A 12,920-nucleotide genomic window follows, 5' to 3' on the forward strand; every position below is an offset into this window, starting at 1 on the left:
TGCTTGCAACTGAAATCGAAAATCGCAATGGTCGGGCCTCTCAGGGGGCGTCCCGGCCCGGTTATTCAAAGCGCAGGTCCCATGACAATATCCCCTTTTGATCTTCTGCTTTATGCTGGTGCGCTGTTTCTGATCTTTCTGACGCCGGGGCCGGTCTGGGTTGCACTGGTGGCGCGCTCGCTGTCCGGTGGCTTTGCCGCAGCCTGGCCGTTGGCGCTCGGAGTGGTGATCGGAGACGGTCTCTGGCCGTTGCTGGCAATACTTGGCGTGGCCTGGGCGGTGCAGGAGATTGAAGGGTTCCTTTTGATCCTGCGATATGTCGCCAGCGCAGTGTTTCTGGTCATGGGCGGTCTGATCCTGCGCCACGCGGATAAAACCATTTCCAGTGACAGCCGTCTGACCCGTCCCGGTGTATTGGCCGGTTTTCTGGCCGGGCTGGTGGTGATCATTGGCAACCCCAAAGCGATACTGTTTTATATGGGGGTGCTGCCCGGGTTTTTCGACATCAGTCAGATCACCCGATACGACATCGCTGCCATCGTGGCGATGTCGATGGTGGTGCCGTTTCTGGGCAACCTGGTTTTCGCCTTTTCGATCCACCACGTGTGCAATGTGCTCAGCTCGCCCCGGGCGCTGAAGCGGATGAACAGGACCGCTGGAATCCTGCTGATCTTTGTGGCGTTTGTTCTCCCCTTTACCTGAGCTGCAGTCCCGGCAAAAACGTGCTGATCTGCGTGACATCCCCCCTGTGACATCGTATAAAAACGACAAATATACGAAGGAACGTTCGAATGTCGGAAGCCCAGCAGGCCTCAGAAGAGTACGGTGCAGATTCTATTAAGGTTCTCAGAGGGTTGGAAGCTGTACGCAAGCGTCCCGGCATGTATATTGGCGACACGGACGACGGCTCCGGCCTGCATCATATGGTCTACGAGGTGGTCGACAACGGTATCGATGAAGCGCTTGCCGGTCATGCCGATCATGTCAGCGTCACCATCCACGCAGATTCCTCTGTTTCAGTGTCAGACAACGGGCGCGGGATTCCGGTCGATATTCACCCTGAAGAAGGCGTTTCTGCTGCCGAGGTTATCATGACCCAGCTTCATGCGGGTGGTAAGTTTGACAGCAATTCATACAAGGTCTCTGGCGGCCTGCATGGCGTCGGCGTTTCGGTAGTGAACGCTTTGTCGGTCTGGCTGGAACTGCGGATCTGGCGCAATGGCAAAGAACATGTCGCGCGTTTTGGTCATGGCGATACCACCGAATCTCTGCGTGTAGTGGGCGATGCCAACGGCCGCAAAGGCACTGAGGTTCGTTTCCTCGCGTCGACCGACACGTTTTCCAACCTGGAATACAGTTTCGAAACGTTGGAAAAACGCCTTCGCGAACTGGCATTCCTGAATTCCGGGGTCAGAATTATCCTGGTGGACGAACGCCCGGTCGAGCATCTGCGCAGCGAGTTGTTTTATGATGGCGGCGTCAAAGAATTCGTGCGCTACCTCGACCGTCACAAAACACCCCTGCTGGACGAACCGATTTTTATCACCGGCGAAAAAGACGGCATCACTGTCGAGGTCGGCATGTGGTGGAATGACAGTTATCATGAATCTGTTCTGCCCTTTACCAACAACATTCCCCAGCGCGACGGTGGCAGTCACCTTGCCGGTTTCCGCGGGGCGCTGACCCGCTCAATTAACGCCTATGCCCAGGCCACCGGCATCGCCAAAAAAGAGAAGATCAGCTTTACCGGCGACGATGCCCGTGAAGGTCTGACCTCTGTGCTGTCGATAAAAGTGCCGGACCCGAAATTTTCGTCGCAGACTAAAGATAAGCTGGTGAGTTCAGAAGTGCGCCCGGTGGTGGAAAGCCTGATGAACGAGAAGCTGACCGAATGGTTCGGCGAACACCCTGCTGAAGCCAAAATGATTGTCTCCAAGATTGTTGAGGCCGCTCAGGCCCGCGAAGCGGCACGCAAAGCCCGCGAGCTGACCCGGCGCAAATCGGCGCTGGACGTCAATTTCCTCGCTGGCAAGCTCAAGGACTGCTCAGAGAAAGACCCGTCCAAAACCGAAGTCTTCCTGGTGGAAGGGGACTCTGCCGGTGGCTCCGCCCAGACCGGCCGCGACCGTCAGACCCAGGCTATTTTGCCACTCAAAGGTAAAATTCTCAACGTGGAACGGGCCCGGTTCGACCGTATGCTGGGCAGCCAGGAGATCGGCAACCTGGTGATGGCGCTTGGCACCGGCATTGGCCGGGATGAGTTTGATATCAAGAAACTGCGCTATCATAAAATCGTCATCATGACCGATGCCGACGTCGACGGGGCCCATATCCGCACCCTGTTGCTGACTTTCTTTTTCCGTCAGATGCCGGAGTTGATCGAAGGCGGATTCCTCTATATCGCCCAGCCGCCGCTTTACAAAGTGTCGCGCGGCAAGTCGGAGGTCTATCTGAAAGACCAGGCGGCGATGGATGACTACCTGGTGAACCAGGGTGTCGAGGGCGCCACCCTGCGCCTGACCAACGGCGAAGAGATCGCCGGGCAGGATCTGAACCGTGTTGTTACTGGCGCGCGTCAGTTCAAACGCATTCTGGACGCGTTCCCAACGCATTACCCGCGTCATATCCTGGAGCAGGCGGCGCTGGCCGGAGCGTTTGAGCCAGGCCGGGTTGATGCGGATCCCCAGGGTGTGGCCGATTTGGTGGCCAAACGTCTGGACCAGATCGCAGTGGAATATGAGCAGGGCTGGCAGGGGCGTCAGACCCAGGATGCCGGCATTCGTCTGACCCGGATCCTGCGTGGTGTGGAAGAGGTGCGCACGCTGGACGGCGCCATTCTGCGCTCCGGAGAAGCCCGGCGTCTGAACCAGTCGGCTCAGGAGGCCGGCGAGGTGTTTCGTGATCCGTCGCACCTGGTGCGCAAAGACCGCGAAACCGTGATCCACGGCCCTGGCGATCTGCTTGCCGCTATCCTGGCGGAGGGCGAAAAAGGCCTGTCGCTGCAGCGTTACAAAGGTCTGGGCGAGATGAACCCCGATCAGCTCTGGGAAACCACGCTGGATCCGGATGCGCGCACTCTGTTGCAGGTAAAAGTGGATGATATGGCCGAGGCTGACGACATATTCACGAAGCTGATGGGCGATGTGGTGGAGCCGCGCCGCGAATTCATCCAGCAAAACGCGCTTAGCGTTGAAAACCTCGATTTCTGATCCACTGAGAGGATGCACATAGATTTGCGTTCCGAGCCAGGCTTTGCGTAGATGTGCCCTGGTCTTTCGCGCCATTTTTGTTGGTGCGAAAGACAATTTATATACTTTCGTATCCGCCTTTTTTGCTCAGATCCGTGTTGAATGGAACAGCTGGCGCGGCTGCGCCCCGATCAAGCGATTCAGTAGCACAGTTTGCTTTTGGTACAGTTTGTCGCCAATGGGGAAAGACCTGTAGGCCGACTTCGCGGCGCTCCGGTCTAGACCGACAAATAGCACCGAAATACCCCAAAAGCGCTGCTCAGTTTTTATTTCTGTCTAATTCTTTGCTGCAGTGTCACTACATTCCGGTGCGCTTGACCCAATCTAGAAGTTCCACTAACTGTAAGCTTTTCAAATCGATTGGCTAATTCAATGAAAAACCTTCTGATCTTGGCTGCGTCTGTTCTTCTGGTTGTCGGATGCGGCGATGGCTCCAGTAATTTGCGTACACCAGTTTATGAGTATTCAGGCGCATACGGTAACGGGCTTACATCCGCTCAGATCGCAGAAGCGGACGCCCGGTTTAGCAGGGGCGCCAAACGCCGGGCTGCGGGCGAAACATTCGAAAGCATGCTTGCTGACCAGGCTCCGAGCAGCCGTACCACATCGTCACCTGTTGCCAATACGAGCTACTGTTCAACGGGTTGGTTCCGTGGAGCTGACGGGATATGCCACTTCGCAGGCAGTGCACCGGCGCCATCAAATGCCACTTCCACACAGAGGGTGGCTTTAGACGAATATTCGCCTTCGCGATTTGAAGCGCCCTGTTTCCGTGAACTCCATGTCTATGAGGATCCGGTAACTCGCAGACTGACTGAATTTACCACTAACCCAAACAACTGCACGGATAAATCTCCGACTCAATCGGCTGGACCGTCAACCGCTGTTAGCAGATAAACAACAGCGCTGGCGATCAATGGCGCAACATTATTTGAGTAGCACGAAACCCGTTGCCACCAAGGCAAAACCATAAGTTTGCCTACAGAGTGGGAACGGGGATTCCCTCCAAAGAGTGGAACTCATAGGCCAGCTGAGCAACCGTGGTTGCCGGCGCCCAGCCTGCGGGCGGGAGGCCACAGCACAGGTTTTGAAACCAGCCACCTGTGGTCGCTGTTGCCAGGCGTCACGAATATTTCAGCGCCAGGATTTTGCTTACATTTTCCAGAAAACGCGCCGCGGCGACAGGGAGCGTTCGCCCACGCAGATGACCGGCAACCAGCAGGCCTTTTGCAAGGCCCTGTGAATCAAGCGGCACCGCCACCAGCCGGTCTTTCGCAAGTTCCGGGCGCAAATTTACCTCCAGCGCGAAAGTTAAAGCCTGGCTGTCCTGGGCCATCAGGCGCAACAGATCCAGACTGTTGGATTCCAGCGCCGGCGCCAATGTGATGCCGACCTTTGCCGCGATACTGTCGAGCACCTGACGAATGCCTTCCGGGCGTTTGGGAAGATACATCGGGTAATCGGCGCAATCATAGATTTTCAGCCATTCCTTGCCGGCCAGCGGGTGCTCTGTGGACATGATGCAATACATTTGCTGAGCAACAGAGGCGACCGTCTGCAGCTCTTTCTGCCTCAGGGGGTCAAAGACGATGGCAATGTCATTACTGTTGTCCAGCAGTGAAGCTTCTGCTTCGCCACGCTCACAAAGATTGACGCCAAAGGTCACCGCTGGAAATTCAGCCATGTGTTGTTTGATCAGCGCCGGCAGAAAAAATTGCACCACCTCGCGTGTGGTGGCGATGTTGATATGGCCGGCACGCATGCCAGACAAGTCTGCAATGCGCGACTTGACCCGGTCCATGTCGGCAAGCTGGTCACGGATATGTTTGAGCAGAATCTCACCGGCGATATTGGGGCGAAGACCGGCGGGGTGGCGTTCAAATATTTCGACGCCCAGCTCTTCTTCAATGCTCAGAATCCGCCGGTTCAGGGCGGAGGCTGTAATGCCCAGCTCTTCGGCAGCGCTGCGCAGCGAGCCGGTGCGGGCGATTTTTTCGATGTATTTCAGGACCAGAAGGTGTCGCATCTCTGCTTTGGATCCGTGTCTTAGCTGTTGTGTTGCAGTTTTTGCAACGCATGGCTGATTTCTTAGCAACATACAGCAACGCGCTCAAGCCGTATCACAGGTCAACAAGCCTTGTTCTGAGTCGATACCCCTGAAGGAGATCCCCCCATGACCCGCAAACTTGTCGTTATTGGTGCTGGCATGGCATCGGGCCAGATGCTGGAGAGCCTGACCGGGATCGCACCAGATGCTTATGACATCACCCTGTTTGGCGCCGAGCCGCGCGGCAATTATAACCGCATCATGCTGAGCCCGGTTCTGGCCGGCGAAAAATCTTATGATGAGATCGTCACCCATGATGCGGCCTGGTACCGCGATCAGGGCATTACCTGCCGTTTTGGCGAACCAGTGGTGAAAATTGACCGCTCGCAAAAACACATTGTCAGCGCTGCGGGTGTGACGCCGTACGACAAGTTGGTGATCGCCACCGGCTCGGCCTCTTTCATCATTCCGGTGTCGGGCAATGATCTGCCTGGCGTTATCGGCTTCCGCGATATGGATGACGTGGAGCAGATGCTTGCCGCCGCCCGTAAACCCGGCGGCAAAGCGGTTATTATTGGCGGTGGTCTGCTGGGGCTTGAGGCCGCGGCGGCGCTGAACGGGCAGGGCATGGAAGTGACCGTGCTGCACCTGATGGGCAATCTGATGGAGCGTCAACTTGACCCTGCCGCGGGGTATCTACTGCAGAAAGAGCTGGAAAGCCGCGGCATCACGGTGATCTGCAAAGCCTTCACCAAAGCCATCCTGGGCAAAGAGCACGTCGATGCGGTGTTGCTTGAAGACGGCACGATTCTGGGCGCTGATCTGGTGGTTATGGCCGCGGGTATCCGCCCTGAAACCCGCGTTGCCACCGACGCCGGGCTGCATGTGGAGCGCGGCATCGTTGTGGATGATGCAATGCAGACGTCCGACCCGGATATCCTGGCGGTGGGCGAATGTGTCGAGCACAATGAAACGGTCTATGGCCTGGTGGCGCCGCTGTTTGATATGGCAAAGGTGCTGGCGCAGAGCCTGATTGATGAACCGGCCGCCTTCGTGGCGCCTGCTGTGTCGACCAAGCTGAAGGTCACCGGCGTTGATCTGTTCTCAGTCGGTGATTTTGCCGAGGGCGAGGGGCGCGAAGATATCGTGTTCCGCGACCCGGCGCGTGGCATTTACAAACGTATCATTCTGCGCGACGACAAAATCATCGGTGTGGTGATGTATGGCGATACCAGCGACAGCAGCTGGTTCTTTGCCAAGCTGAAAGCGGGCGAAGACATCGGCGACATCCGCGACACGCTGATCTTTGGTCCTGCGTTTCAGGGTGGGGCCCAGGCCGACCCGCTGGCGGCTGTTGCGGCATTGCCGCTGGACGCGGAAATTTGCGGCTGCAACGGCGTGTGCAAAGGCAGTATCGTCACCGCGATCAGCGATGGTGCCACCGATCTTGCTGCCATCAAAGCGGTGACCAAAGCTTCGGCTTCCTGCGGCAATTGTTCTGGCCTGGTGGAGCAGGTGCTGGCCAGCACCCTGGGGGATGGTTTTGTCGTTCCGGCTGAGTCGCCAATGTGTGGTTGCACCACTCTGACTCATGAGGACGTGCGCCGGATCATCAAATCCCAGGCGTTGAAAACGATGCCGGCGGTGATGCAGGAATGCGGCTGGAGCTCGCTTTGCGGCTGTGCCAGCTGTCGCCCGGCGCTGAACTTCTATCTGATCGCGGAATGGCCGCTGGACTATGCGGACGATGCGCAAAGCCGGTTTGTGAATGAGCGCAACCACGCCAATATCCAGAAAGACGGCACATTTTCGGTGCTGCCACGGATGTGGGGTGGCATGACCACGCCGGACGAGTTGCGCGCGATTGCCGATGCGGCGGACAAATACAACGTACCGGCGGTGAAAGTCACCGGTGGTCAGCGGATCGATCTGCTGGGGGTGAAGAAGGAAGACCTTCCTGACATCTGGGCCGATCTGAACGAGGCCGGCATGGTGTCGGGGCACGCGTATTCCAAAGGGCTGCGCACGGTGAAAACCTGCGTCGGCACTGATTTCTGCCGCTTTGGCACCCAGGACAGCACCGGGCTTGGCGTCAAGCTGGAAAAAATCCTCTGGGGCAGCTGGACGCCACACAAGGTAAAACTGGGCGTGTCGGGCTGTCCGCGCAACTGCGCCGAAGCCACCTGTAAAGACATTGGTATCATCTGTGTCGACAGCGGCTTTGAAGTCAGCGTTGCAGGCGCGGCGGGCATGGAGCTGAAACAGACCGAAGCGCTGGCCAAAGTCGCAACCGAACAAGAGGCCATCGATGTCACCGTCGCTTTTGTGCAGCTCTATCGTGAAAACGCCCGCTATCTGCACCGGGCCTATAAATGGGTCGCCAAAGTGGGGCTGGACTGGGTGAAGGCCCGTGTTGTTGACGATCCGGAACAGCGCGCCGCGCTTTGTGCCCGGTTTGAACTTTCCCAGTCGGTCTATCGCCAGGATCCCTGGGCTGCCGAATCCACCCCTGAATTCAAAGAGAAAAAATGGGCACCCCTGACTGACCTGACCCTGGAGGCTGCAGAATGAATGCCTGGATCGATATTGCCGCTTTAAATGACATCCCCCGCCAGGGCGCACGTGTTGTCAAAACCCGGCTGGGCTGTGTGGCGATTTTTCGCACTGGTGAGGATCAGGTCTTTGCGCTGGACGATTCCTGCCCCCATAAAAACGGCGCCCTCTCTGAAGGCATCGTGCATGGCGCCTCAGTAACCTGCCCCCTGCACAGCTGGGTGATCAGCCTGGAAACTGGCCTGGCACTGGGCGCGGATGAAGGTCAGGTGGCCACCCATCAGGTCCGGGTAGAACAGGGCCGTATCCTGCTGGACGCGACCCGGCTGGCGGCAAAGGCAGTCGCATGAGCGAGACACGCACCACCTGCGCCTATTGCGGTGTCGGCTGTGGCTTGCTGGTCAGTGCCGACGGCAGCATAAAGGGCGATCCGGAACACCCCGCCAACTTTGGCCGCCTGTGCTCCAAGGGCGCCGCCCTGGGCGAAACTCTGGGTTTGGAGGGGCGGGTGCTGGCACCTCGCATTCATACCAAGCAGGCAAGCTGGGCAGAGGCGCTTGATCTGGTAGCTGGCAAGTTCAGCGACGCGATCCGAGATCACGGGCCGGACAGCGTGGCATTTTATGTTTCGGGTCAGATGCTGACTGAAGATTATTACGTCGCCAACAAGCTGATGAAAGGGTTTATCGGCTCCGCCAATATCGACACCAATTCGCGGCTCTGCATGGCCTCCACCGTCGCCGGCCACAAACGCGCCTTTGGTACAGATACGGTTCCCGGAAATTACGAGGATATCGAGCAGGCGGATCTGGTGGTTCTGGTCGGCTCCAACCTGGCCTGGTGCCACCCGGTGCTGTTTCAGCGCCTGAGCGCGGCCCGGGCAGAGCGGCCGCAGATGAAACTTGTGGTGATTGATCCCCGTCGCACCAAAACCGCTGACGGCGCCGATCTGCACCTGCCAGTCCGGGCGGACGGGGACAGCGCGCTGTTCAACAGCCTGCTTGCCGAAATCGAGCGTCGCGGCGCGGTCGACAGGGCTTATGTCGAACGCCACGTCAGTGGTTTTGACGCCGCACTTGCGGCTGCGCGCGACAGTGATCCGACGGATGCGGGTCTGAGTGCAGAGGAGATTTCTGCCTTTCACGATCTCTGGATCGGATCGCGCAAAGTGGTGACCATCTTTTCCCAGGGCGTAAACCAGTCGGCCTGTGGCAGCGACAAGGTGAACGCGATCATCAACTGCCATCTGGCGACCGGCCGTATCGGGCACCCTGGCATGGGGCCGTTTTCCGTCACCGGCCAGCCCAATGCAATGGGTGGGCGCGAAGTGGGCGGCCTGGCCAATATGCTGGCCTGCCATCTGGACATTGAGAACCCGGCGCACCGCGACGTGGTGCAGCAGGCCTGGCAGTCGCCGACGATCTGCACCCGTCCGGGTCTGAAAGCGGTGGACCTGTTTAACGCCTGTGACAGCGGCAAAATTAAAGCCCTGTGGATCATTGGCACCAACCCGGCCGTGTCGATGCCGGATTCTGATTTTGTGGCTCAGGCCATCGCCAAAGTACCGTTCTGCGTGGCCTCTGATGTCACCGACACCGATACCACCGCACTGGCGGACGTGCTGCTGCCCGCCACCACCTGGGGTGAAAAAACCGGTACCGTCACCAACTCTGAGCGCCGCATCAGCCTGCAACGCGCCTTTTTGCCGGCACCGGGCGAGGCCCGCGCGGACTGGCAGATCCTGTGCCAGGTGGCGCAGCGCATGGGCTGGGAGGATGCGTTCTCCTACAGTGGCCCGGCAGAGATATTTCGCGAATACGCTGCGCTTTCGGGTCAGGCGGCGGCACTGGGCCGCGATTTTGACATAAGTGGCCTCGCCAGAATAAGCGACGCCAATTATGCCGCTTTCACCCCGGTGCAGTGGCCGGTCACCGTTGATCAGCCCGCTGGCGGACGCTTGTTTGGTAAGGGCGGCTTTTTTCACGCCGATAGCAGGGCACAGATGCTGCCCATCGCCCCGACGCCCGTCCCCGCGGCCGTTGGTGGGATATATCTTCTGAACACCGGTCGCATCCGCGACCAGTGGCACACCATGACCCGCAGCGGTAAATCTGCTCGGCTGAGCCAGCACCTGAGTGAACCGTTCGCGGAAATCCACCCGCAGGACGCTGCGGATGCCGGCGTGGAGGAGGGCGCGCTGGTGGAGCTCAACGCGCCGCAGGGACGCGCGGTGGTGCGCATCAGGATCTCCGCGGATATCCGCCGCGGCATGGTGTTTGTGCCGATGCACTGGAGCGGCAGCAACGCTTCTGCCGGGCGGGTCAACGCTCTGGTTGAGGGGCGTGTCGATCCGGTCTCGGGTCAGCCGGCGTTGAAGGCGAGCCGGGTCACGTTGCGCCCGTTCAGGGCGCGCTGGTACGGCTTCGCGGTGTCCACTGCCATAATGCAGCCCGCGCATGCCTATAGCGCGGTGGCGCGCAGCAGCACCGGCTGGAGCTGTGAACTGGCCGGATTCACGCCCGTCACAGACTGGGAATTTGAGGCCCGCGCGGTGCTGAACCTGCCCGCAGGCGACGCCAGCATCCTGTGCGATACTGCCAAAGGCGTTGTGCGGGTCGCCATTTATGACGGCAAGACACTTAAGGGGCTGTTTTTTGCGGCGCCGCACCCGCTGGACGTGGCGCGTGCCCATTCGATTGCACAGGTCAATGGCGAACTGCCGGCGCTGGTGGCGCTGGCGGGGTCACCGATGTCCGATCAGCCCGATCCCGGCCGCACCGTCTGCGCCTGTTTCAACGTCGGCATCCACACGATTGAAGCCGCGATCCAGGGCGGCGCCTGCAGCACGAGCGCGTTGGGCCGAAAAACCGCTGCCGGCACCAACTGCGGCTCCTGCAAGCCGGAGTTGCAGGCGCTGCTGGCCGCCACACCGATGTTAACCGCAGCAGAATGACAGGAGCCTGACATGCAGAGCACCGCCACTCCTCAAACCAAAGAACAATACCGGGCGCTGGGTCTGAGCACCTTTGCGTTCACCGTCTGCTTTGCGGTTTGGACACTTTTTTCAATCATCGGGGTCAGCATCAAACAAGATCTCGGCCTGTCGGATACCCAGTTTGGTTTGCTGGTGGCCACGCCGGTGCTGACCGGTTCGGTCAGCCGCATCTTTCTGGGCATCTGGACGGAACGCTTTGGCGGCCGGGTGGTGTTTCCGCTGCAGATGTTGATCACCGCGCTGGCGGTCTGGCTGCTGACTTCGGTGCAGAGTTATGAGGTGTTTTTGCTGGCCGCGCTTGGGCTCGGGCTTGCGGGTGGTTCGTTCATTGTCGGTGTCGCCTATGTATCGCGCTGGTTTGAGCCGGCAAAACAAGGCACTGCGCTGGGTATTTTCGGAGCCGGCAATGTCGGCGCTGCGGTGACCAATTTTGCCGCGCCTTTTCTGGTGCTGGCGCTGGGCTGGGAAGGAACGGCGCGCATCTATGCGGTTGCTCTGGCGGCAACAGCGGTACTGTATTTTCTCCTCGCCAAAACCGACCCGGTGCAAGAGCGCCGCCAGCGTTCTGGCGGGCAGCAGGCGACGCTTGCCCAGCAGCTGGCACCGCTGAAAAATCTCCAGGTCTGGCGCTTCTCCATCTACTACTTCTTTGTTTTCGGGGCCTTTGTGGCGCTCGCTTCTTTCCTGCCGCGATATTATGTTGGTGCCCATGGGCTGGAGCTGACCAGCGCAGGTTTTCTGGCCGGTCTGTTTTCGCTGCCCGGTTCGGTTTTCCGGGCGCTCGGGGGGTGGATGTCTGACCGGTGGGGCGCGCGCAACGTGATCTATTTCACCTTTTTCACCTCAATGCTGGTGCTGTTTTTGATGGGGGTTCCGGGCGGCCGCTATATGGTGCAGGGCATCTACGGGCTGGTCGAATTTGATTTCAGCGTCTCGCTGGGATTTTTTGTTGCCCTGACGGTGGCGCTGGGGTTTGTCATGAGCCTGGGCTCAGCAGCGGTTTTTAAACATATCCCGGTCTATTATCCGCAACATGTGGGCGCTGTCGGTGGCCTGGTGGGCATGATCGGCGGGCTGGGCGGATTCGTTCTGCCGATTGCGTTCGGCATGCTGCTTGACGCCACCGGGATCTGGACGGCGCCCTTTATGCTGCTGTTTTTGCTGGTGGCGGTTTCGACCCTCTGGATGCACCTGGCCATCCGCCGGATGGAACGCGCCCCGGAAACGGCGCTTGCAGCGGAGGCCTGATCCGCAGCGGTTCCAGCGGTTGTTCGCCCCATACGAGGTCGCAAAGACTGTCGGAGCGGACGGAGCGGGGCGACGGAACGCTACTGCGGATAAGGGCAGATTTCGCAGTTTTCCATCTGATAGCCAATTAATTCCCTGAAGGCATTGCCGTGGCCGACAACTGCGATGGGGCGGGGCGACATGGCTGTAAGCGTGCTGGCAAAGGCACGCATCCTGTCCGCAAACAAGTCCTGTGGTTCAATGGTATATCCAAGCTCGTTCGGGACGCCGTGATGCCACCATGTGTCGTCGAGATCCTCAAATGAAAGCGCGGGAAAATCGGCCTGCAACTCACTTGGCGGGCGGCCGACGTCGCAGCTGTGCAGCAGTTTTTCACGCGGGTCGGCCATGACTTTTATCGGCGCTGTATCGCCAAAAATATGCTGCGCGGTCTGCAAGGCGCGGGTCAGCGGTGAGACGATGACCAGCTGAACACCAAGCGCCTGCGCCCGGACACGTGCGCCTCTGGCCTGGTCCACGCCTTTTGCAGTAAGCCGTGCGTCAAAGATCATCGGATCCGGGGCGCCTTCGGTATGGGCGGCGTTGAATTCGGATTGTCCGTGGCGGATCAGGTAAATGGGCATGTAATTTAATAACCTTTGGTCTCGGGTGTCGGGCGGAGTCGTTTGCAAAACGTATCACCGTTGTCCCGTGCCGTCCTTTTAATATTCAGAGCGCGGACCTGAAGGCGCAAATATGTGGCGCCCGGATCAATTTCCGGAATTTCGCATATATCAATGCCCTACGGCGCCGGTCAGCGCCGCCAGCATCAGGTCGGGGGAATGCGGGA

General features: G+C 59.0%; 8 protein-coding genes. 6 read left to right on the forward strand and 2 right to left on the reverse strand.

Translation table 11 applies throughout. From position 1 onward, the window contains the following. Positions 1–81: 81 nt before the first annotated feature. Positions 82–702, forward strand: coding sequence for a LysE family translocator (locus DWA01_RS22480; RefSeq protein WP_114288088.1), 621 nt, complete (start codon positions 82–84; stop codon positions 700–702). 89 nt (positions 703–791) lie between these two features. Then, positions 792–3,209, forward strand: a complete 2,418-nt coding sequence (gyrB, locus tag DWA01_RS22485; RefSeq protein WP_114288045.1) for a DNA topoisomerase (ATP-hydrolyzing) subunit B — start codon at positions 792–794, stop codon at positions 3,207–3,209. 1,162 nt (positions 3,210–4,371) lie between these two features. On the opposite strand, the gene DWA01_RS22490 is transcribed toward gyrB, so the two are convergent. Beyond that, a complete protein-coding gene (locus tag DWA01_RS22490; RefSeq protein WP_160116101.1) occupies positions 4,372–5,274 on the reverse strand; it encodes a LysR family transcriptional regulator in 903 nt (300 codons plus the stop codon). A gap of 147 nt (positions 5,275–5,421) precedes the next feature. Between DWA01_RS22490 and nirB the strand changes: the two genes are divergently transcribed. The 4 genes from nirB to DWA01_RS22510 are packed head-to-tail and all read left to right on the forward strand — an operon-like array spanning position 5,422 to position 12,091. Next, positions 5,422–7,866 (forward strand): nitrite reductase large subunit NirB, encoded by a 2,445-nt coding sequence (nirB, locus tag DWA01_RS22495; protein ID WP_114288047.1) that lies wholly within the window; start codon positions 5,422–5,424, stop codon positions 7,864–7,866. Then, a complete protein-coding gene (gene nirD, locus DWA01_RS22500) occupies positions 7,863–8,198 on the forward strand; it encodes a nitrite reductase small subunit NirD (RefSeq protein WP_114288048.1) in 336 nt (111 codons plus the stop codon). Before nirB ends, nirD begins: the two co-directional genes overlap by 4 nt. Next, positions 8,195–10,801: a nitrate reductase gene (locus DWA01_RS22505; protein WP_114288049.1), complete on the forward strand. Its 2,607-nt coding sequence runs from the start codon at positions 8,195–8,197 to the stop codon at positions 10,799–10,801. Before nirD ends, DWA01_RS22505 begins: the two co-directional genes overlap by 4 nt. A gap of 12 nt (positions 10,802–10,813) precedes the next feature. Then, positions 10,814–12,091, forward strand: a complete 1,278-nt coding sequence (locus tag DWA01_RS22510; RefSeq protein ID WP_114288050.1) for an MFS transporter — start codon at positions 10,814–10,816, stop codon at positions 12,089–12,091. A gap of 80 nt (positions 12,092–12,171) precedes the next feature. On the opposite strand, the gene DWA01_RS22515 is transcribed toward DWA01_RS22510, so the two are convergent. Next, positions 12,172–12,714 (reverse strand): histidine phosphatase family protein, encoded by a 543-nt coding sequence (locus DWA01_RS22515; protein ID WP_114288051.1) that lies wholly within the window; start codon positions 12,712–12,714, stop codon positions 12,172–12,174. Positions 12,715–12,920 lie beyond the last annotated feature (206 nt).

This window comes from Candidatus Halocynthiibacter alkanivorans, from assembly GCF_003333265.1.
Classification (GTDB): domain Bacteria; phylum Pseudomonadota; class Alphaproteobacteria; order Rhodobacterales; family Rhodobacteraceae; genus Halocyntiibacter_A; species Halocyntiibacter_A alkanivorans.